Annotated in this window: 24 protein-coding genes and 1 pseudogene; 5 read left to right on the top strand and 20 right to left on the bottom strand. The window is 55.2% G+C overall.

Annotation, left to right across the window (positions count from 1 at the left end; all coding sequences use genetic code 11):
* Positions 1 to 175: 175 nt before the first annotated feature.
* Positions 176 to 727: pseudogene (locus tag G3341_RS20180) on the bottom strand (DNA cytosine methyltransferase); the annotation flags it as partial.
* 616 nt (positions 728 to 1,343) lie between these two features.
* Here G3341_RS20180 and G3341_RS20175 point away from each other — a divergent pair.
* On the top strand, positions 1,344 to 1,643 hold the full coding sequence (locus tag G3341_RS20175; protein WP_001183923.1) for a DUF2293 domain-containing protein: 300 nt from the start codon (positions 1,344 to 1,346) through the stop codon (positions 1,641 to 1,643).
* 83 nt (positions 1,644 to 1,726) lie between these two features.
* Here the strand turns inward: G3341_RS20175 and G3341_RS20170 are convergent, their stop codons facing one another.
* The 4 genes from G3341_RS20170 to aac(6')-Ib form a co-directional block, all read right to left on the bottom strand.
* Complete coding sequence (locus G3341_RS20170; RefSeq protein ID WP_000376617.1) at positions 1,727 to 1,969, bottom strand: hypothetical protein; 243 nt, start codon at positions 1,967 to 1,969, stop codon at positions 1,727 to 1,729.
* 126 nt (positions 1,970 to 2,095) lie between these two features.
* Entirely contained in the window at positions 2,096 to 2,935 is an 840-nt protein-coding gene (sul1, locus tag G3341_RS20165) for a sulfonamide-resistant dihydropteroate synthase Sul1 (protein WP_000259031.1), read from the bottom strand.
* Positions 2,929 to 3,276, bottom strand: a complete 348-nt coding sequence (locus G3341_RS20160) for a quaternary ammonium compound efflux SMR transporter QacE delta 1 (RefSeq protein WP_000679427.1) — start codon at positions 3,274 to 3,276, stop codon at positions 2,929 to 2,931. Before G3341_RS20160 ends, sul1 begins: the two co-directional genes overlap by 7 nt.
* 168 nt (positions 3,277 to 3,444) lie before the next feature.
* Positions 3,445 to 4,023, bottom strand: a complete 579-nt coding sequence (gene aac(6')-Ib / locus G3341_RS20155; RefSeq protein ID WP_015058213.1) for an AAC(6')-Ib family aminoglycoside 6'-N-acetyltransferase — start codon at positions 4,021 to 4,023, stop codon at positions 3,445 to 3,447.
* Positions 4,024 to 4,229: 206 nt separating this feature from the next.
* Here aac(6')-Ib and intI1 point away from each other — a divergent pair, with 206 nt between their 5' ends.
* The 4 genes from intI1 (at position 4,230) to G3341_RS20135 (ending at position 10,164) form a co-directional block, all read left to right on the top strand.
* Entirely contained in the window at positions 4,230 to 5,243 is a 1,014-nt protein-coding gene (gene intI1 / locus G3341_RS20150; protein ID WP_000845048.1) for a class 1 integron integrase IntI1, read from the top strand.
* A gap of 305 nt (positions 5,244 to 5,548) precedes the next feature.
* Positions 5,549 to 6,106 (top strand): recombinase family protein, encoded by a 558-nt coding sequence (locus G3341_RS20145; protein WP_001162012.1) that lies wholly within the window; start codon positions 5,549 to 5,551, stop codon positions 6,104 to 6,106.
* Positions 6,107 to 6,108: 2 nt separating this feature from the next.
* Positions 6,109 to 9,081 carry a Tn3 family transposase gene (locus tag G3341_RS20140; protein ID WP_001138073.1) on the top strand — a complete coding sequence of 991 codons (2,973 nt, stop codon included), beginning with the start codon at positions 6,109 to 6,111 and terminating at the stop codon, positions 9,079 to 9,081.
* A 78-nt stretch (positions 9,082 to 9,159) separates the two neighbouring features.
* On the top strand, positions 9,160 to 10,164 hold the full coding sequence (locus G3341_RS20135; protein WP_000427620.1) for an IS110-like element IS4321 family transposase: 1,005 nt from the start codon (positions 9,160 to 9,162) through the stop codon (positions 10,162 to 10,164).
* A gap of 26 nt (positions 10,165 to 10,190) precedes the next feature.
* Here G3341_RS20135 and G3341_RS20130 read toward each other — a convergent pair whose 3' ends face one another.
* The 15 genes from G3341_RS20130 to G3341_RS20060 form a co-directional block, all read right to left on the bottom strand.
* Complete coding sequence (locus tag G3341_RS20130; protein WP_163863686.1) at positions 10,191 to 10,346, bottom strand: hypothetical protein; 156 nt, start codon at positions 10,344 to 10,346, stop codon at positions 10,191 to 10,193.
* Positions 10,347 to 10,568, bottom strand: a complete 222-nt coding sequence (locus tag G3341_RS20125; RefSeq protein WP_000714163.1) for a hypothetical protein — start codon at positions 10,566 to 10,568, stop codon at positions 10,347 to 10,349.
* Between the two features lie 72 nt (positions 10,569 to 10,640).
* Entirely contained in the window at positions 10,641 to 10,919 is a 279-nt protein-coding gene (locus tag G3341_RS20120; protein ID WP_000268337.1) for a hypothetical protein, read from the bottom strand.
* A complete protein-coding gene (locus tag G3341_RS20115; protein ID WP_000122922.1) occupies positions 10,906 to 12,633 on the bottom strand; it encodes a DUF7146 domain-containing protein in 1,728 nt (575 codons plus the stop codon). Before G3341_RS20115 ends, G3341_RS20120 begins: the two co-directional genes overlap by 14 nt.
* 177 nt (positions 12,634 to 12,810) lie before the next feature.
* Positions 12,811 to 13,197: a hypothetical protein gene (locus tag G3341_RS20110; protein WP_001077336.1), complete on the bottom strand. Its 387-nt coding sequence runs from the start codon at positions 13,195 to 13,197 to the stop codon at positions 12,811 to 12,813.
* A gap of 106 nt (positions 13,198 to 13,303) precedes the next feature.
* Positions 13,304 to 13,450 carry a hypothetical protein gene (locus G3341_RS20105; protein WP_001032043.1) on the bottom strand — a complete coding sequence of 49 codons (147 nt, stop codon included), beginning with the start codon at positions 13,448 to 13,450 and terminating at the stop codon, positions 13,304 to 13,306.
* A 205-nt stretch (positions 13,451 to 13,655) separates the two neighbouring features.
* Positions 13,656 to 14,507 (bottom strand): hypothetical protein, encoded by an 852-nt coding sequence (locus G3341_RS20100; protein ID WP_000595210.1) that lies wholly within the window; start codon positions 14,505 to 14,507, stop codon positions 13,656 to 13,658.
* Between the two features lie 74 nt (positions 14,508 to 14,581).
* Positions 14,582 to 15,139: a hypothetical protein gene (locus G3341_RS20095; protein ID WP_000064432.1), complete on the bottom strand. Its 558-nt coding sequence runs from the start codon at positions 15,137 to 15,139 to the stop codon at positions 14,582 to 14,584.
* A 73-nt stretch (positions 15,140 to 15,212) separates the two neighbouring features.
* Entirely contained in the window at positions 15,213 to 15,431 is a 219-nt protein-coding gene (locus G3341_RS20090) for a hypothetical protein (protein WP_000260293.1), read from the bottom strand.
* A 13-nt stretch (positions 15,432 to 15,444) separates the two neighbouring features.
* Entirely contained in the window at positions 15,445 to 15,714 is a 270-nt protein-coding gene (locus G3341_RS20085; RefSeq protein ID WP_000184110.1) for a hypothetical protein, read from the bottom strand.
* Positions 15,707 to 16,312, bottom strand: coding sequence for a 5'-deoxynucleotidase (gene yfbR / locus G3341_RS20080; protein WP_000071870.1), 606 nt, complete (start codon positions 16,310 to 16,312; stop codon positions 15,707 to 15,709). The genes G3341_RS20085 and yfbR overlap by 8 nt, the downstream gene beginning before the upstream one ends.
* Before the next feature lie 71 nt (positions 16,313 to 16,383).
* On the bottom strand, positions 16,384 to 16,587 hold the full coding sequence (locus G3341_RS20075; protein ID WP_000050847.1) for a hypothetical protein: 204 nt from the start codon (positions 16,585 to 16,587) through the stop codon (positions 16,384 to 16,386).
* Between the two features lie 54 nt (positions 16,588 to 16,641).
* On the bottom strand, positions 16,642 to 17,076 hold the full coding sequence (locus G3341_RS20070; protein ID WP_004200877.1) for a hypothetical protein: 435 nt from the start codon (positions 17,074 to 17,076) through the stop codon (positions 16,642 to 16,644).
* 264 nt (positions 17,077 to 17,340) lie between these two features.
* Entirely contained in the window at positions 17,341 to 17,676 is a 336-nt protein-coding gene (locus G3341_RS20065; protein ID WP_001447572.1) for a hypothetical protein, read from the bottom strand.
* Between the two features lie 61 nt (positions 17,677 to 17,737).
* The gene (locus tag G3341_RS20060) at positions 17,738 to 19,534 is read right to left on the bottom strand and encodes a VWA domain-containing protein (RefSeq protein ID WP_000039319.1); all 1,797 of its coding nucleotides are present in this window, start codon (positions 19,532 to 19,534) and stop codon (positions 17,738 to 17,740) included.
* Between the last annotated feature and the right edge of the window lie 63 nt (positions 19,535 to 19,597).

The raw sequence follows: 19,597 nt of genomic DNA, 5'->3' as shown, positions 1-19,597 counted from the left end.
GAGAAAAGAGGCATCGATGCCCCGGTGGGCAGCGTTCGCCGGTGAGATGCCGAGGCGAACTGGCGGGTGGCGCGGGGGGAACCCACGGCAGCCTTGACACCCTGGCTGCGGGCTGCTGCCGATACGTCGGCAATGCAGGAGGGAGAATGGCGCGGCCCGCAGGCTGCGTCGCCGATCAATCCGAAGCGGTCGAGCCCGTCTTGTGCAGGCACTGCACCAGGCGCTGGCCCAGCCATGCCATGCACGGGACGGCCATGGAGTTGCCGATTGCTTTGTAGCGCGGCGCATCCGCGGCGGGCTTGCCGCGGTAGGGGATCAGCGTGTAGTCATCGGGCATGCCTTGCAGCCGCTCGCACTCCGTCGGCATCAGCCGCCGCACCCGCCAGTGCGACCAGTCGCCGGGGCCGGGGTCGTTCCAGTCGTAGCGGAAATGCGCCTCGAAGTCGGGGGCCAGCACATGGGGCTTGTCCGCGCCGCCGCCGCTGGTACGCAGTGTGGCCGCTACGCTGCCGCCCAGCTCCGCTGCAAGGCCCTGCTCGCGGCCGCGCAGAGACACGCAGGCCACCATCGGCACGCCGTAGCCCGGCTTGCCGTTGGACAGCACGGTGCAAGCCACCTGGCCATGGCCCGACTCGAAGCGCACTTCACCACGGTTGTTCTGCGCGAAAGCGATGGCGGGTACGACACCGGCGTTCGCATGGCTGTTGCGATGCCCGCCGGCGCGCAGCTGTAAAAACGCAGAAGTGGATGTCCCGCCGCAACACTGGGCGTCCCTGAGTTTGCTCAGTTGTGATGTCCCCGCTATCGCGATGGGCAGCAAGAAGGCGAGCGGTGCGCTCCTCAGGGTCTGTGAAGGGCGCACACTAGGGGTCCCGCCGCAACGCCTCCGGACCGAGTGGTCCCGTCTGAAGCCTACGAGGCGGCGACTGAAATCCTGCGGACCGCCGCCAAGCCATTCGCGCTGGCGCATGTGTTGGCTCTCTCTCCTCCATTACACCGTGTGGCCGTAAAGGCGTAGGCGTCGGACCGGTGTGGCCGGGCGGTCGGGTGTTGTGGTAGTTGGACTGCGTGAACTCCCAAGCCGACAACTTTGACGACGACCAGGAAGCGACCGCCGAGGGCATTGCCGACATTGAGGCAGGCCGGACTATCAGCCACGAGGCTGTGAAAGCCTGGCTATTGTCGTGGGGAACGCCGAACGAACTGCCGCCCCCCAAGGTTGGCGATTAGCTGACGGCAACATCGGAAGGCATGTCGCTGAGCTACCCTTTTGGCGGCCCCCAAGCACCTCATGCGACCCCTTTTGGCGTAGGCCGATGCGAGCGTCTCCTTGGAGGCATCGCATGCAGCAAGGCACATTATTCACCCGGCGGACGGTCGAGCGACATTTTCGCAAACATCAAGCTCGCTGCCCGCCGGAATACCGCGAGATCCTCATCGAACGGATTCTGGCCAAACGGTGGACAGAAGCCTCGCTAGGCAAGGTCGTCGGCATTGTGGCCTCAACCTTCGCCCGCCACCAACTTACCGACTACGATCGACTTTTGGCGATCTCCGGTATGGCTCGCGCCGAGGCGCGGTTAATTGTCAGCCGCGAAGTAAGCGACATTCTAGAAAGCTGGCGCAGCACCGCGCTCCCCTAGCCAAATCGGTGGAGCGAGCCGCGCGCACGCTTATCCGCCGGTGCATGGCTATGCACCCCCGCCCCGTCCCAGCGCCCAATGCGCTAGGAGTAGCTTAAGCACTCCGCTGGCATCGTCGAGACATGGATGCCGTCGCTGCAACTCGCGACTAGGAGCTCGGATCTCAGGACGAAGGTCTCCGCGAATGTCCGGTCGATCCGCGCGACGTCCCAGGCGGGCGTTCCCTTGGCGGACATCCACGCCGCAGCGTCGTGCATCAGCCGCACAACCTCGTCGATATCACCCGAGCAGGCGACCCGAACGTTCGGAGGCTCCTCGCTGTCCATTCGCTCCCCTGGCGCGGTATGAACCGCCGCCTCATAGTGCAGTTTGATCCTGACGAGCCCAGCATGTCTGCGCCCACCTTCGCGGAACCTGACCAGGTCCGCTAGCGGGCGGCCGGAAGGTGAATGCTAGGCATGATCTAACCCTCGGTCTCTGGCGTCGCGACTGCGAAATTTCGCGAGGGTTTCCGAGAAGGTGATTGCGCTTCGCAGATCTCCAGGCGCGTGGGTGCGGACGTAGTCAGCGCCATTGCCGATCGCGTGAAGTTCCGCCGCAAGGCTCGCTGGACCCAGATCCTTTACAGGAAGGCCAACGGTGGCGCCCAAGAAGGATTTCCGCGACACCGAGACCAATAGCGGAAGCCCCAACGCCGACTTCAGCTTTTGAAGGTTCGACAGCACGTGCAGCGATGTTTCCGGTGCGGGGCTCAAGAAAAATCCCATCCCCGGATCGAGGATGAGCCGGTCGGCAGCGACCCCGCTCCGTCGCAAGGCGGAAACCCGCGCCTCGAAGAACCGCACAATCTCGTCGAGCGCGTCTTCGGGTCGAAGGTGACCGGTGCGGGTGGCGATGCCATCCCGCTGCGCTGAGTGCATAACCACCAGCCTGCAGTCCGCCTCAGCAATATCGGGATAGAGCGCAGGGTCAGGAAATCCTTGGATATCGTTCAGGTAGCCCACGCCGCGCTTGAGCGCATAGCGCTGGGTTTCCGGTTGGAAGCTGTCGATTGAAACACGGTGCATCTGATCGGACAGGGCGTCTAAGAGCGGCGCAATACGTCTGATCTCATCGGCCGGCGATACAGGCCTCGCGTCCGGATGGCTGGCGGCCGGTCCGACATCCACGACGTCTGATCCGACTCGCAGCATTTCGATCGCCGCGGTGACAGCGCCGGCGGGGTCTAGCCGCCGGCTCTCATCGAAGAAGGAGTCCTCGGTGAGATTCAGAATGCCGAACACCGTCACCATGGCGTCGGCCTCCGCAGCGACTTCCACGATGGGGATCGGGCGAGCAAAAAGGCAGCAATTATGAGCCCCATACCTACAAAGCCCCACGCATCAAGCTTTTGCCCATGAAGCAACCAGGCAATGGCTGTAATTATGACGACGCCGAGTCCCGACCAGACTGCATAAGCAACACCGACAGGGATGGATTTCAGAACCAGAGAAAGAAAATAAAATGCGATGCCATAACCGATTATGACAACGGCGGAAGGGGCAAGCTTAGTAAAGCCCTCGCTAGATTTTAATGCGGATGTTGCGATTACTTCGCCAACTATTGCGATAACAAGAAAAAGCCAGCCTTTCATGATATATCTCCCAATTTGTGTAGGGCTTATTATGCACGCTTAAAAATAATAAAAGCAGACTTGACCTGATAGTTTGGCTGTGAGCAATTATGTGCTTAGTGCATCTAACGTTTGACATGAGGGGCGGCCAAGGGCGCCAGCCCTTGGACGTCCCCCTCGATGGAAGGGTTAGGCATCACTGCGTGTTCGCTCGAATGCCTGGCGTGTTTGAACCATGTACACGGCTGGACCATCTGGGGTGGTTACGGTACCTTGCCTCTCAAACCCCGCTTTCTCGTAGCATCGGATCGCTCGCAAGTTGCTCGGCGACGGGTCCGTTTGGATCTTGGTGACCTCGGGATCATTGAACAGCAACTCAACCAGAGCTCGAACCAGCTTGGTTCCCAAGCCTTTGCCCAGTTGTGATGCATTCGCCAGTAACTGGTCTATTCCGCGTACTCCTGGATCGGTTTCTTCTTCCCACCATCCGTCCCCGCTTCCAAGAGCAACGTACGACTGGGCATACCCAATCGGCTCTCCATTCAGCATTGCAATGTATGGAGTGACGGACTCTTGCGCTAAAACGCTTGGCAAGTACTGTTCCTGTACGTCAGCAAGTGTCGGGCGTGCTTCTTCTCCGCCCCACCACTCGACGATATGAGATCGATTTAGCCACTCATAGAGCATCGCAAGGTCATGCTCAGTCATGAGGCGCAGTGTGACGGAATCGTTGCTGTTGGTCACGATGCTGTGTATTGTGTTTTTCATAATAAGTATTGGTTTGGTAAAGGGCTTAATTTTAACGGCTAACAATTAATGAGGCTCCGGGTTCGCCCAACTTTGTTTTAGGGCGACTGCCCTGCTGCGTAACATCGTTGCTGCTCCATAACATCAAACATCGACCCACGGCGTAACGCGCTTGCTGCTTGGATGCCCGAGGCATAGACTGTACAAAAAAACAGTCATAACAAGCCATGAAAACCGCCACTGCGCCGTTACCACCGCTGCGTTCGGTCAAGGTTCTGGACCAGTTGCGTGAGCGCATACGCTACTTGCATTACAGTTTACGAACCGAACAGGCTTATGTCCACTGGGTTCGTGCCTTCATCCGTTTCCACGGTGTGCGTCACCCGGCAACCTTGGGCAGCAGCGAAGTCGAGGCATTTCTGTCCTGGCTGGCGAACGAGCGCAAGGTTTCGGTCTCCACGCATCGTCAGGCATTGGCGGCCTTGCTGTTCTTCTACGGCAAGGTGCTGTGCACGGATCTGCCCTGGCTTCAGGAGATCGGAAGACCTCGGCCGTCGCGGCGCTTGCCGGTGGTGCTGACCCCGGATGAAGTGGTTCGCATCCTCGGTTTTCTGGAAGGCGAGCATCGTTTGTTCGCCCAGCTTCTGTATGGAACGGGCATGCGGATCAGTGAGGGTTTGCAACTGCGGGTCAAGGATCTGGATTTCGATCACGGCACGATCATCGTGCGGGAGGGCAAGGGCTCCAAGGATCGGGCCTTGATGTTACCCGAGAGCTTGGCACCCAGCCTGCGCGAGCAGCTGTCGCGTGCACGGGCATGGTGGCTGAAGGACCAGGCCGAGGGCCGCAGCGGCGTTGCGCTTCCCGACGCCCTTGAGCGGAAGTATCCGCGCGCCGGGCATTCCTGGCCGTGGTTCTGGGTTTTTGCGCAGCACACGCATTCGACCGATCCACGGAGCGGTGTCGTGCGTCGCCATCACATGTATGACCAGACCTTTCAGCGCGCCTTCAAACGTGCCGTAGAACAAGCAGGCATCACGAAGCCCGCCACACCGCACACCCTCCGCCACTCGTTCGCGACGGCCTTGCTCCGCAGCGGTTACGACATTCGAACCGTGCAGGATCTGCTCGGCCATTCCGACGTCTCTACGACGATGATTTACACGCATGTGCTGAAAGTTGGCGGTGCCGGAGTGCGCTCACCGCTTGATGCGCTGCCGCCCCTCACTAGTGAGAGGTAGGGCAGCGCAAGTCAATCCTGGCGGATTCACTACCCCTGCGCGAAGGCCATCGGTGCCGCATCGAACGGCCGGTTGCGGAAAGTCCTCCCTGCGTCCGCTGATGGCCGGCAGCAGCCCGTCGTTGCCTGATGGATCCAACCCCTCCGCTGCTATAGTGCAGTCGGCTTCTGACGTTCAGTGCAGCCGTCTTCTGAAAACGACACCATGTGCAAACGATGTCAGAATAGAGTTAAATTTCCTATTGATTGACATATTCCGTCAAAGGTAATAGATTTCATCCTGACACTTTTGCCTTTGGAGGCATCTTGCAAGGTCAACGCATCGGCTATGTCCGCGTCAGCAGCTTCGACCAGAACCCGGAACGGCAATTGGAGGGTGTTCAGGTGGCGCGGGTGTTCACCGACAAGGCTTCTGGCAAGGACACCCAGCGTCCCGAGCTGGAAAGGCTGCTGGCCTTCGTCCGCGAGGGCGACACCGTGGTGGTGCATAGCATGGACAGGCTGGCACGCAACCTTGATGACCTGCGCCGCATCGTCCAAGGGCTGACACAACGGGGCGTGCGCATGGAGTTCGTCAAAGAAGGGCTGAAGTTCACCGGCGAGGACTCACCGATGGCCAATCTGATGCTGTCGGTCATGGGAGCCTTCGCTGAGTTCGAGCGCGCCCTGATCCGCGAACGTCAGCGCGAGGGAATCGTGCTGGCCAAGCAGCGCGGTGCCTACCGGGGACGAAAGAAATCGCTGAACAGCGAACAAATTGCCGAGTTGAAACGGCGAGTTGCGGCAGGCGACCAAAAAACCTTGGTGGCCCGTGACTTCGGCATCAGCCGCGAAACCTTGTACCAGTACCTGCGGGAAGACTGACCATGCCACGCCGCTCAATCCTGTCCGCCACCGAGCGCGAAAGCCTGCTGGCACTGCCAGATGCCAAAGACGAACTGATACGGCACTACACGTTCAACGAAACCGACCTGTCGGTGATCCGTCAGCGTCGCGGCGCCGCGAATCGATTGGGCTTCGCTGTGCAGCTTTGCTACTTGCGATTCCCTGGCACCTTTTTGGGCGTCGATGAGCCTCCGTTTCCGCCCCTGTTGCGCATGGTGGCCGCGCAACTCAAGATGCCAGTGGAAAGTTGGAGCGAGTACGGCCAGCGCGAACAGACACGGCGGGAGCACTTGGTCGAGCTGCAAACGGTTTTTGGGTTCAAGCCCTTCACCATGAGCCACTATCGGCAAGCCGTGCATACATTGACCGAGCTGGCCTTGCAGACCGACAAAGGCATCGTGCTGGCGAGCGCACTTGTCGAGAATCTGCGGCGGCAGAGCATTATCCTGCCCGCCATGAATGCCATCGAGCGCGCAAGCGCCGAGGCCATCACCCGTGCCAACCGACGCATTTACGCGGCGCTGACCGATTCTTTGTTATCACCCCACCGTCAGCGCCTGGACGAACTTCTCAAGCGCAAGGACGGCAGTAAAGTGACGTGGCTGGCATGGCTGCGCCAGTCGCCTGCCAAACCGAACTCTCGCCACATGCTCGAACATATTGAGCGCCTGAAATCCTGGCAAGCACTTGATCTGCCCGCAGGCATCGAGCGGCAGGTTCACCAGAACCGCCTGCTCAAAATCGCTCGTGAAGGTGGCCAGATGACGCCTGCTGATCTGGCAAAGTTCGAGGTGCAACGACGCTATGCCACGCTGGTAGCGCTGGCCATCGAAGGCATGGCCACCGTCACCGATGAAATCATCGACCTTCACGATCGCATCATCGGCAAGCTGTTCAACGCGGCCAAGAACAAGCATCAGCAGCAGTTCCAGGCTTCCGGCAAGGCGATCAACGACAAGGTGCGGATGTATGGGCGCATCGGTCAAGCGTTGATTGAGGCCAAGCAAAGCGGCAGCGATCCGTTCGCCGCCATCGAGGCCGTTATGCCCTGGGACACCTTCGCCGCCAGCGTCACCGAAGCGCAAACATTGGCGCGGCCTGCCGACTTTGATTTCCTGCACCACATCGGTGAAAGCTATGCCACGCTACGCCGCTACGCGCCGCAGTTCCTGGGCGTGCTCAAATTGCGGGCTGCGCCCGCCGCCAAGGGTGTGCTCGATGCCATCGACATGCTGCGCGGCATGAACAGCGACAGCGCGCGCAAGGTGCCCGCCGATGCGCCAACCGCATTCATCAAGCCGCGCTGGGCAAAGCTGGTTCTGACCGACGACGGCATCGACCGGCGTTACTACGAGTTATGCGCCCTGTCGGAGCTGAAGAACGCGCTGCGCTCCGGTGATGTCTGGGTGCAGGGTTCTCGCCAGTTCAAGGACTTCGACGAATACCTGGTGCCGGTCGAGAAGTTCGCCACTTTGAAGCTGGCCAGCGAATTGCCGCTGGCAGTGGCCACCGACTGCGACCAATACCTGCATGACCGGTTGGAATTGTTGGAGGCGCAACTCGCCACAGTCAACCGCATGGCTGCGGCCAACGACTTACCGGATGCCATCATCACCACCGCGTCAGGCCTGAAGATCACGCCGCTGGACGCGGCAGTACCAGACGCCGCGCAAGCCATGATCGACCAGACAGCTATGCTGCTGCCGCACCTCAAAATCACCGAGTTGCTGATGGAGGTCGATGAATGGACGGGCTTCACCCGCCACTTCACACACCTGAAGACCAGCGACACGGCCAAGGACAAAACCTTGCTGTTGACGACGATCCTGGCCGACGCGATCAACCTGGGTCTGACCAAAATGGCCGAGTCCTGCCCTGGCACCACCTACGCCAAGCTGTCTTGGCTGCAAGCCTGGCACATCCGCGATGAAACCTATTCGACGGCGCTGGCCGAGCTGGTGAATGCGCAGTTTCGGCAACCCTTCGCCGGCAACTGGGGTGACGGCACCACGTCATCGTCGGACGGCCAGAACTTCAGAACCGGCAGCAAAGCAGAAAGCACTGGTCATATCAACCCGAAGTATGGAAGCAGTCCAGGACGGACTTTCTACACCCATATCTCCGACCAGTACGCGCCCTTCAGTGCCAAGGTGGTCAACGTGGGCATTCGTGATTCAACTTACGTGCTTGATGGCCTGCTGTACCACGAGTCGGACTTGCGCATCGAGGAACACTACACCGACACGGCAGGCTTCACCGATCACGTGTTTGGCTTGATGCATTTGCTGGGATTTCGCTTCGCGCCGCGTATCCGTGACTTGGGCGAAACCAAGCTATTCATCCCCAAGGGCGATGCCGCCTATGACGCGCTCAAGCCGATGATTAGCAGCGACAGGCTGAACATCAAGCAAATACGCGCCCATTGGGATGAAATTCTGCGGCTGGCCACCTCCATCAAGCAAGGCACGGTAACGGCTTCGCTGATGCTGCGCAAACTCGGCAGCTACCCGCGCCAGAACGGCTTGGCCGTGGCGTTGCGCGAGCTGGGGCGCATCGAGCGCACGCTGTTCATTTTGGATTGGCTGCAAAGCGTGGAGCTGCGCCGCCGCGTCCATGCGGGGCTGAATAAGGGCGAGGCGCGCAACGCGCTGGCCAGGGCGGTCTTCTTCTACCGATTGGGTGAAATCCGCGACCGCAGTTTTGAGCAGCAGCGCTACCGGGCCAGCGGCCTCAATCTGGTGACGGCGGCCATCGTGTTGTGGAACACGGTATATCTGGAGCGTGCCACCAGTGCTTTGCGTGGCAACGGCACGGCGCTGGACGACACATTGTTGCAATATCTGTCGCCGCTGGGGTGGGAGCACATCAACCTGACCGGCGATTACCTATGGCGCAGCAGCGCCAAGGTCGGTGCGGGGAAGTTTAGGCCATTGCGACCGCTGCCACCGGCTTAGCGTGCTTTATTTAATGAGATGGTCACTCCCTCCTTCCCGGTACTATGCTGAGGATAGGCTTTCATTCGGAGAACTATCATGGAAAACATTGCGCTCATTGGTATCGATCTGGGTAAAAACTCTTTCCATATTCATTGCCAAGATCGTCGCGGCAAGGCTGTTTACCGTAAAAAATTTACACGGCCAAAGTTAATCGAATTTTTGGCGACATGCCCCGCTACAACCATCGCAATGGAAGCCTGTGGTGGCTCTCACTTTATGGCACGCAAGTTGGAAGAGTTGGGGCATTTTCCTAAGCTGATATCACCACAATTTGTCCGTCCATTCGTTAAAAGTAACAAAAACGACTTTGTCGACGCCGAAGCTATTTGTGAAGCTGCATCGCGTCCGTCTATGCGTTTTGTACAGCCCAGAACTGAATCTCAGCAGGCAATGCGTGCGCTGCATCGTGTCCGTGAATCCCTGGTTCAGGATAAGGTAAAAACAACCAATCAGATGCATGCTTTTCTGCTGGAATTTGGCATCAGCGTTCCACGAGGAGCTGCCGTTATTAGCCGACTGAGTACCCTTCTTGAGGACAATAGTTTGCCTCTATACCTCAGCCAGTTATTGCTGAAATTACAACAGCATTATCACTATCTTGTTGAGCAGATTAAAGATTTGGAATCCCAGTTGAAACGAAAGTTGGACGAAGATGAGATTGGACAGCGCTTGCTGAGCATTCCCTGCGTCGGAACACTGACAGCGAGTACTATTTCAACTGAGATTGGCGACGGGAAGCAGTACGCCAGCAGTCGTGACTTTGCGGCGGCAACAGGGCTAGTGCCTCGACAGTACAGCACGGGAGGTCGGACGACATTGCTGGGAATTAGTAAGCGAGGTAACAAAAAGATCCGAACTTTGTTGGTTCAATGTGCCAGGGTATTCATACAAAAACTGGAACACCAGTCTGGCAAATTGGCCGATTGGGTCAGGGATCTACTGTGTAGGAAAAGCAACTTTGTCGTCACTTGTGCTCTGGCAAACAAGCTGGCCAGAATAGCCTGGGCCCTAACGGCACGACAGCAAACTTATGTAGCATAACGGCAGAAATACACCGGTTTAAAGAATCACTGATCTGGTTTTGCGAATACTGATATTGATGATACTAACGGCCCACCGGCCTGTTGAGGAACCTGTAAAACGGAAAGGCTCATTGAAGCCGTATATTTTTCTGGAGGTTCATCAGGCGCGGAACTCATCGAGGCGCGGGAATAAAATCCCATTCAGACGCCGGATAGATTCAAGCAAGCCAATTTATCGTCAAAATCGGTGTTGCAAAAACGGGAGTGACCATAGATTCCGTTTTCTGAGACGACCCCTACAATACCGACACCGATGGCTGTTACGGCGACCTTACGCAGGTCTTCACCGATAGCTCCCAGAGTCTTCTTGTCAGGAGAGAAAAGACGCACAAACCACGTCTTAATACGCAAAAACTTTTTCATGATTACCTCCATAGTTGAAGAGGAGGCGAATCATGCCTGAGAGGGCATGAACACCCCCTCAGGGTTAAAGTTTTAGGCAGACAAAGCTGTTGGCTTCGCCTTGTTCATCTTCATTGAGTTAATGATCTTCGTCGCTTCATCAGCAAACGGGCCAGTAACTTGGATAGGCTCCCTTCTTGCGAAGGAGGCTGTCACCATCATTCTCTGGCCGTGCATCAGATGACGATACCGAGACCGCATAAGCTCAACGTAGGCCGCAGAGTCCCCCTCCCACCCCTCAGGGGGAGAGAAGGGGCACACCGCGTCGTTACCAGGCGTTGTATCAACCTTCGAGACATCAATGACGGCCATACTCAGCTCTCCTTCTCGCAATGAAATCGCGCAGGTAGCGAGCATTCGGGAAACCGAGGCTTCCCTGACTCATCAGGACATCGTTCCAGTCAATCCCTTTCGCTCTGGGCGGGATCGGGAGCTTAGGCAGCAGGACGTACACACGAATGCCGCGCTTCTCCAGCTTGGCTTTCAGCACGTTCGCTGACTTCTCCCCAGTCACAGACTTATCTTTGTCAGCCCAGATCAGTACGGTGTGAACACCTTCTGGAACCTCGAAGGACTCCATTAGGGTGGCATTGACCGTTGACCAAACCGGGATTTGAGTGACTCGATAAGCTGACAGAGCTGTTTCCAGCCCTTCTGCAACACCCAGGATACCCTCAGTCGGTTCACCGAGGCGGATGGCCGCGCCATTGACATCCAAACCGTCAGGAATGGGCATCATCTTTTTGGCGTTGCCGACCTTGGCTTTTTTACCGTTTTGGGTGAGATAGGTGCGGTGGAGCGTTACCAGGTTGCCTTCCACATCTCGGATAGCGCAGACGATAGCCGGGAATTTCCCAACTTCATTGCCATCTTCGTCGTAGTAGGCCATAGCCGGATTGAACCGCAGACAGTCTGTTTTTTCTACTTCATCAACTTTGAACAGCAGCTCGCGGTTTTTGAAGTACAGACGCATTGGCTCAGTCACATGACTGGAGAACGGCAAACACTCGTTCCATACCTTCTCGATTTTCTCACGGAGACGAGCACTGTAAGCGCGTTCGCGCTCCATTCTCTTCTCCATTTCTTCTTGGAGCTCAAGCAACCAAGGCTTAGGTTGTTCACGAAACATCGGAACAACTTTCGGCTTATTTTCGCTGCTTTGCTCTTCCGGTTGTGTGGCCGCAGGTTGTACTTGCGGTGCCGGAGTTTCTACCTTGCGGTTGACCACAGGGGCCGACTCAACATGGTGACTCACCGGCTCAACACCACCGTTCGAGCGAGCGCGGAACTGCGTTACCGTAGCGCCGCGACGTTCCACCAGCCAGGTGTTGCGATGCGTTTGCATAGGTTGTTCTCTCACAACATTCCCCTGCTCGTCCTTAACTTCAACGACGACAGTTACAGGCTCGCGCCCGAGGTTTGTCATGACGATCTCATCCCCATACTTGGCTTCACTTTCACCAATGGCTCTTTCAAGATCCACGCCCCAGATGGTGCGTTCCAAACCGCTCTTGTCACGGATGAAGGCAAAGTAGCTGAGCTCGTTGTCTTCGTTATGCTCATAAGGAGCTTTACCGTGGGCAATCAGAGTACCGGCAATGGATTTTTTACGATTCTTGGAATCGAGAACCTTGTTATTCACCTTCATAGGCTCTTGCTGAACAGGCGCTTTGGCCTGGACAGGAGCTCGTGTCGGTGCAGCGGCTTGTTGATACTGGGGTTGCTCTTTCTCAACGCCCAGATAATCACCAACCTCGCTCAGGCACTGTTTAAAGTCCCAGTTATTGAGCCACATCAGCAGCTCAAAACCATCATGATTGGCACCGCATGTATTGCATACGCCGCCACCAGTCAGGTGGGCATCCTTGAACAGTCGGAAGCCATCTTTCCCGCCGTGGATAGGACAAGAAACATGACGACCAGGTTTACGGAGAGCTGGTTCAAGATGGGGCGCTAGGGCCGCCAGGATGAATAGCCAGTTTCCGTTTGCAGCTTCACGAACGGTGTCAGCTTTGTAGTAAGACATAGGTTTTCTCCTTAGCGTGAACCCCAGCATCGAGGCTTCCTTAAACCCCCGTCGCCAGGGTTTTAAGGAAACCCCGACACCGGGAGAATGTGCCAAGGAGGCTCCCCAGCCGGGGAGTTCTCCCCGGCGAGGGGTTTAAAAAGGTCGCCCCCGAAACGGAGGCGAATTTTGTGAATATCACAAGCACAAATGAGCGCCCTCTTCCGAGGCCATCATGATTGTGACATCTGCGGTTACAGGATCTGACTTAATCACAACCTCAGTGGGTTTGAAAAAGCCATCTACAGTGGGCATGGGGTAATAAAGACGAATCTTTCCCCAATTCTTGTTGTCGGTAAAAGCGACCTTTGTTTGAGCAACACAAAGCTGCAAAAACATGAAAAGGAAGTCTTCTACCGAGTGCTTACCATCTGCACCAAATACTCCATCGACAATTGCCGGGGTCACTGCCACATTGGTCAGGAAACCAGCTTGTTTACCGATGGAAGATTGGTCCACCAGCAGACCATCATTGATGGCTTGTTGACGGATTTGGGCGAGGTCCAATTTAGCTACTTGGTTCATAAGGTGTACTCCAAAGTTAATGGGTACACCTACCCCGTGCGGGGAAGTGTACCCGCATGGGTTATTGAAAGGTCACGGCCAAAGCCGAGCTTTAAGGTTCCGAGTTTTACGCTGGCTGAATGCGCCAAAGAACGGTCGGAGGAAACGAGTCAGCGACACGCTTCACATTCGCGTAAAGAGTGTCCGTAAAGACACGCTCTAAGCGACGACCACCTTGACGATAAACCAACTTAAAGTCTTGGAATTTGTTCATGGATACCTCCAGAAATAACGGGAGGTATCTCCAGCAGGAGATAGACTCCCGCAGGGATTAATAAATTAACGTTAATTTGCTGTTTGTTTTTGGCGACCAGCTATCGCACTTTTCGCTCTCCGAAGAGAACAAAATCTGCTTACTGATGGTATTCACCATGAGTAAGAAGACTTGGGAAGTAAAGCAGGGGTTTCCCCCTGCCTTGTTATGCCGCTTTGAGGTGGCGAGAGAAAAAGTCCCTGGTTTGCTGGATAGCTCCCCGGAGAAGTTCTCGTCTGTAGCCAGCGTAGCTCTTGTCATCACTGGCAACGGTCAAGCCGTGCAGACTCTCTTCACCCAGGACAATCTCGTTTTCACGAGAGAGTACCTCAACACGTAGGCCAAGCACTCGCTCTTTCCCTTCCAGGATAGAACAAATTGTTTGGTCTCTTACTTCGTCATCCCAGTGGCCCATATCGAAATCCCGCTCAGGGAGTTCAGTAACACGCACCAGGTAGTTTTCAGTGGCCCGTTCCCAAACCACTTCATCTTCGCATGGAGAGGCCTCGATCAGCGAGTACCCGTCCGCTTCGAGCTTCTTGGAAAGACTTTTTACATCATCCGCCAGCTCCAGCACAAAGCGTTCCCAGAGGTCTTGCCAGCGCTCGACCATATCCTGGTTAATCCCTTCAATGCCGGTGCCAATCATGGAATCATCATCAGGGAAGATCCCTGTGAAGTCCACGTTGTCGTCGATGTTCATGCAGTTCCAATGGCTGTAGTGATGCCCGTGACTATTCCGAGTAATGGACAGGTCACAGGAACCATATTCGCGGAGGACAGAAAGCATATTCTCAATGTCTTTCTGTGCCATCAGGTTCTTCACGCGGCTGACAGCATCCACTTGGCCGGGCTCAGTGCTGAATAGGCGATTCATGAGAGCTTTGACGTCATCAACGCTCAAATCCCCGTAGAAGGCTACGCCATCCCCCTGGCAGTATCCGAGACTGTACTCAATCGTCAGATCATCCGGGTATCCACACTTAACCAGTTCGTTTTGAAAATGCTGTTTAATCATTGGTATCTCCTTAATTTCAGAGGGAGACACCATCCCCTCAGGGACCGATGTCCCCCGTGGGGTTAATGTTTGGGTTAAGAAGCCTTGCGGCTTAATTCAGTATCAAATCGAGGACCTTTGAGAACCGCAGTTTTCATAACCTCGAAGTTTCTTGGGTAACGCAGCTTTGAAACTGCGCCAGCTCGGATGTCGGCAGCCTCACTTGGAGAGACTAGCCTTAACCCTTCGCTGGTTTCAGCGTAGAACCAACCGGCATAACGCTCATAGGCATTCTGCTGGTACTGTTCAGTCGCCATATTCTTCCGGATCGCCTCTGTTAAGGCCTCAACAACACCGTCATCTTTCGTGATGATGTTGAAAACATGAGAGACAGTCAGGAAGTTCCCAAAGAAGCAGGCTGCCCCAAGCCAAGGCTGGAACATTTCGCCATTTCGCCCCGTCCTCACCATTGGTTCAAACGGGTATGGGCGATAACAGTGATACTGCTCAAACATCGGGTCAAGAACGTTGTCACCCAGGACATCCAGTAAAGTCTGAATACTGTCCGGGTCTTGGCCTGCCCACTTACTCCCATTGCTGAGAATCAGTGTTTTACCGTCAGTACGCTCCAGAGCTTGTTCAAAGTTAGACATAGTGCATTCCTTTTGGTTAGGACGCACCACACCCTCTCGGGATGATGCGCCCGAGTGGGTTAGTTGAGAAGGCTTAGCCGTCAAGTCCGTAAATTACGGCGGAGCCGGGCTCCATCTCGACAACTTGTGCGCTTCCTTCTTCTATCAGCTCCTGCATGTAACCAGACTCAGCATCCGGATTACGTTCGCAGTGTTCGTCCCAGCGTTTCAAAAGCCCTTCTGTGGCTTGTCCGTGGGTCTCACCAAGGCCGATAAACTCATAGTGTCCTGTGTTTACGATGATCACCACCATAGCTAGTGCTCTCCTACAGGTCACTTGGTACATACAGGTCATCTTTGATGGCAGAAAAATCGACAGGAGACTGGTCCCCATAGGTTCGATTCACGCCACCAGCATCATCGACACTGACAAAAACCGTGCGGAGTAAACCGCTGGGCTTTGCAGGGTAAACGATGCTGACATGCTGACCTTTGTACTGTTCTGACAAAGTGCTTTGAAGCTCATCAACCGAACGGAATTTCCGGTCGCGGCCAAAGTCCTTAATCTTGATGTCGCCAGGGATTGGATTAGTCATCGTTACCCCCTGCCAGCAGTTTATCTACTGAATGGCCGAGTCCGTTACCAAACCATTTGTCCAGAGCGTCGATTTCCGGGAAGTCCGATTTCACCTGAGCAACAACACGTTCCATTTTGCTGAGAGCATCCTGGAACTCAAGGCCATTACCTGCGGCCACCTCAAGTTTGCACTTGATGTAAGCGGAGTAGGTATCACAGGCCTTAACCAGTGATTGTTCATAGCCACCGGGAGCGAAGGCTATGGCGACTGCATCCTGGAGTTCTTCGGGAAGAGTCTGGATGAGTTTGTCCTCTGCGGCCTTTTCCAGTCGTTCAAACTCACGCTGCAAAACAGCGTTTGCTTTCTTGACCGGTGTTACAACATCCGAACAGAGAACCTCGGCTGCATCATGCAACGAAGCATGAGCAAGCATGACTGCCAGATCCACCGACTTCCCTTGCTGAATGGCAATATTGCCAGCCAGGTAGGAAAGCAGGGTAACAACAGCGCTGTGTTCCAACACAGACTCCGGTTGAACAGAGTGCATCAGTGACCAGCGTTTGATCAGGCGTTGGCGCAAGGCCAGAGCTAGAAAGCCGAAATTTGAATTAGACATAGTGCCTCCAAAATTGGTTGGAGGTACACCAAAGCCGACCGGGCCTTGGTGTACCCGGTTGGGTTACTTAGTTATCTCGGGTCAAGCTGCTTAGCTATAGCGAGTAAAAACGGATGGAATGGATGATCTTGCGGGACACCCCCAACAAGCTCACGGGCTAAACCGACTGAGTTTGTAGCCAACACCTCTTTGACGGCCAGAATGATTTCATTGTCGATTTCATCCTGGATCTTTCGTTGTTGGTCCACCAGCCGACTTAACTTGTCTAGGCTCATGCTTCTCTCCTTTGTTTGTGGGAGAGAACCCAGGAGGGGTTTCCTCCCGAGGGGTTAGGTTATTGCTGTTTTGGGCCAGCTACCCCAGATACGCATTTCACAACCTCGTTGCAATACTCGGTTTACCTGGTCAACCAAGTATTCCTTGTTCTGCAATGAAGAGAGGTTGCAAGGCATCTGCATGATCAGCTTTTCAGCTTGCTCGAAGTCGATTTTTTCAATCAACCCCGTGCGGGTATCCACAGAGAATGGAACCACCTGTTGACCGTGGTTAGACCACAACCAATGGGTGATATAGATCGGATTAACGCCAACTTCCGCTGGCACCAATACGCTGCCGCAAGACCGCAACAGCCAGACCAGACGTAAACCATCGAATCGATCCAGAGACTCCACATCGGTAGTGATGTCATCCTGGTAGATTTCAGGCAGCTTATGTTCGGCGGCGAGAGAGATCATTACGGATTTGAGATTGTTCAGATGAGACATGTGTGCTCCTTAAAGTAACTTGGGCACACAGAGCCTGTCAGGCGCAGTGCGCCCTTAGGCTGAGGTTGAATGCTGTTTGTTTTTGGCGACCAGCTATCGCACGTTTCGCCCTCAGAGAGGACAAAATTCACTTTCTCAGCAACCCTCAATGAAGGCCTCTGAGAAAGTGGGAGGGTATTCCCTCCTCACTTTGATTGTTCCACGAGAGCTGTGTGAACAGGAACGCTCAAACTGCCCTTTTCGGGTGCAAAGCTCAAAGACGCATCAACTGCCCCGTCTTTTCAGTTCTTCGACCAGATGTTCAGGCACCTTACTCGCAGTACAGGCCAGCAATACATCGAGGCCTACCGGCTTGTGAAAGCGCTTATTTGACCAGGAATCGCCAACTGATGACTTTGCCCAGTCGATTGCTTGCCCAAGACGGTGGAACTGCCGCCTGCCTGTGTATCCCATACGACTATCCAAAGTAACACCCTGGAACAGTCTCCAGTACATCGGAGGAATGCGCTTAGCAAGCAGTAAAAAAGGCGTCTCCGGCACTGTAGCCCTTCTACCTTTGTTCCGATGATACAAATCCAAAGATGAATGGAATTGGTTCATAGACTCTCCAAATAAAAACGGCCACCCCCGAAGGGATAGCCGTTTGTCGTTTCACTTCCTGTTAAGCTGCAAAAGCAGTCAATGACCGCTCCATCAACTTAAACAGTGTGCGTTGCAGAGCTGCCGCATCATCAATGACAATGTTCTTTTGGAACAGTCCTGACACTGCGGTAGTCTCTACCCCTATGCCGATCACCTCAACATCGCTTCGTTCACAGAGGTCAATCACTGAGCGACATGCCGGGGCGCTTTGAGGCTGCCCGTCAGTCACTACGATCAACATTTTTCGCTCTTCACGGGTCTTGGTGAGTTCAAAAGCTGCATACCACATAGCTTCCGCCATAGGCGTACCGCCAGTTGCTTTGAACCCAAACCGACCGGCCCGATTCTGAACCGTATCTCCATGCTTCACGACACTGAACACTGGCTGGTTCCGGTTGCCACCAAAAAAGGTGACTGCCGGGTTTACGCCGGGTATTGCTTCCAGAGCCATCGAAATAGCCAAGGACGCTTCCCGCGCAATGTCTTGACGCTCCTTTCCATTGGCGGCCTTGTAGGCCATCGAGGAGCTCATATCAACCAGGATGTGAACCGCCGTATTAGGGCGTTTCTTGGCTTCTGGCTTGAGGAATACGCGGGTATCACCCGTCACTACACGATGTAGTTTCCGAGCATCCACACGCTTCCCTGATCGTTGGTTACGGTGAGCAACTCGCTGGCTGGCCTGGACCAATCCGTAGAGCTGCGTTCTTATCTTTGAAGTGGTGCTCTTCACATCCCCTACCAGGCTTTTGCCAACAGCAGGGTTGTCCTGGGTGTTCACAGCAGAGCGAACAGTCATATAGCTACTGTCCCCCTTATCTTGAGCCACCCGGTTGAGCTCGGCTTTAAGTGCATCATGCGCGTCACCACGCAAATCACCGGCACCGGCATTCAGAACCTGCTGGAGCATTTTGGCCGCGTCTTGTTTCGCCGCGTCAGAATTGCCACCAGCCTGGCTTTGTCCTGCCTTGCTGCCACCATCAGTATCCGACTTGCCTTGGTCGCCCTGTCCTTTCGGATCAGATTTCCCGTTAGCATCGTCTTGCTTCTGGTCTTTACCTTGCTGATCACCACCATTGGCATCAGGCCCTTGGTTTTGATCGTTACCACTTCCGCCCTGACTGTTCTGAGGTTGGTTGCCACCAGCATTCTGCTGGTTGTTACCATCCTGACCATTCTGGGGCTTTTGCTCTTCTTTCTCCTTTTCCTCCTCGATCATCTTGATGATTTGGTCGGCCAAGGATGTCACCTCTGCGGTTGACTTAGTGTTCACAGCCTTACGCAGTAAAGCGTTCAGCCGAACAACAACACCCTGAGGGAACACGCGCTCGAATACGGGGGTAGCCGAATCGAGATAGGGTTGAAGGACGGATTGCCCTACAGCCTTGGTTTGCAACCAGTACAAACAAAACCCTGTCAGAATGGAGGCAGGGGCCTCTTTGTCTGTGACGTGCTCGTAATGACCAGCTTGAGCCATATAGCGAGCAACCTCATTCAGGGTCTGCGACGTACCGGGGAAGAGTTCCATCATGGCCCGTTCTATGCGGCAGTCCTCCAAAACGTTGGACAACTCAGCATGAAGACCTCTGCGGCGCTCAACACCAAAGTCCGTAAACCGGACATGGGCTGCTTCATGGGCCAAATACCCCCAGACAGCATCCATGTGAGGATAGTCGTCGGGGATATTCGGAACCACGATGGTCTTACCATCGGTGTATGCGTCATCGTTACCGATGGCGACTTTGACACCGAGTTTTTCACCATAGGCTGCGGCCACGATTGGTAGAGCGCTGTAAATGGTGCGTTTTTTGGACATATCTTTTCTCCTGGTAGGGAAGGAGATAGTCCACCCCTGGAGGGAATGGCTATCCCCTCCGGG

Origin of the sequence: Providencia vermicola (assembly GCF_010748935.1) — a bacterium.
Taxonomy (GTDB): domain Bacteria; phylum Pseudomonadota; class Gammaproteobacteria; order Enterobacterales; family Enterobacteriaceae; genus Providencia; species Providencia zhejiangensis.
The sequence above is the reverse complement of the archived record's forward strand: the minus strand, read 5'-3'. Positions and strand labels throughout refer to the sequence as shown.

Coding starts and splice junctions, on each gene's coding strand:
- G3341_RS20175 (WP_001183923.1), top strand. CDS start 1,344: ATGCAGCAAGGCACATTATTCACCCGGCGGACGGTCGAGCGACATTTT.
- G3341_RS20170 (WP_000376617.1), bottom strand. CDS start 1,969: ATGGACAGCGAGGAGCCTCCGAACGTTCGGGTCGCCTGCTCGGGTGAT.
- sul1 (WP_000259031.1), bottom strand. CDS start 2,935: ATGGTGACGGTGTTCGGCATTCTGAATCTCACCGAGGACTCCTTCTTC.
- G3341_RS20160 (WP_000679427.1), bottom strand. CDS start 3,276: ATGAAAGGCTGGCTTTTTCTTGTTATCGCAATAGTTGGCGAAGTAATC.
- intI1 (WP_000845048.1), top strand. CDS start 4,230: ATGAAAACCGCCACTGCGCCGTTACCACCGCTGCGTTCGGTCAAGGTT.
- G3341_RS20140 (WP_001138073.1), top strand. CDS start 6,109: ATGCCACGCCGCTCAATCCTGTCCGCCACCGAGCGCGAAAGCCTGCTG.
- G3341_RS20135 (WP_000427620.1), top strand. CDS start 9,160: ATGGAAAACATTGCGCTCATTGGTATCGATCTGGGTAAAAACTCTTTC.
- G3341_RS20130 (WP_163863686.1), bottom strand. CDS start 10,346: ATGGGATTTTATTCCCGCGCCTCGATGAGTTCCGCGCCTGATGAACCT.
- G3341_RS20125 (WP_000714163.1), bottom strand. CDS start 10,568: ATGAAAAAGTTTTTGCGTATTAAGACGTGGTTTGTGCGTCTTTTCTCT.
- G3341_RS20120 (WP_000268337.1), bottom strand. CDS start 10,919: ATGGCCGTCATTGATGTCTCGAAGGTTGATACAACGCCTGGTAACGAC.
- G3341_RS20115 (WP_000122922.1), bottom strand. CDS start 12,633: ATGTCTTACTACAAAGCTGACACCGTTCGTGAAGCTGCAAACGGAAAC.
- G3341_RS20110 (WP_001077336.1), bottom strand. CDS start 13,197: ATGAACCAAGTAGCTAAATTGGACCTCGCCCAAATCCGTCAACAAGCC.
- G3341_RS20105 (WP_001032043.1), bottom strand. CDS start 13,450: ATGAACAAATTCCAAGACTTTAAGTTGGTTTATCGTCAAGGTGGTCGT.
- G3341_RS20100 (WP_000595210.1), bottom strand. CDS start 14,507: ATGATTAAACAGCATTTTCAAAACGAACTGGTTAAGTGTGGATACCCG.
- G3341_RS20095 (WP_000064432.1), bottom strand. CDS start 15,139: ATGTCTAACTTTGAACAAGCTCTGGAGCGTACTGACGGTAAAACACTG.
- G3341_RS20090 (WP_000260293.1), bottom strand. CDS start 15,431: ATGGTGGTGATCATCGTAAACACAGGACACTATGAGTTTATCGGCCTT.
- G3341_RS20085 (WP_000184110.1), bottom strand. CDS start 15,714: ATGACTAATCCAATCCCTGGCGACATCAAGATTAAGGACTTTGGCCGC.
- yfbR (WP_000071870.1), bottom strand. CDS start 16,312: ATGTCTAATTCAAATTTCGGCTTTCTAGCTCTGGCCTTGCGCCAACGC.
- G3341_RS20075 (WP_000050847.1), bottom strand. CDS start 16,587: ATGAGCCTAGACAAGTTAAGTCGGCTGGTGGACCAACAACGAAAGATC.
- G3341_RS20070 (WP_004200877.1), bottom strand. CDS start 17,076: ATGTCTCATCTGAACAATCTCAAATCCGTAATGATCTCTCTCGCCGCC.
- G3341_RS20065 (WP_001447572.1), bottom strand. CDS start 17,676: ATGAACCAATTCCATTCATCTTTGGATTTGTATCATCGGAACAAAGGT.
- G3341_RS20060 (WP_000039319.1), bottom strand. CDS start 19,534: ATGTCCAAAAAACGCACCATTTACAGCGCTCTACCAATCGTGGCCGCA.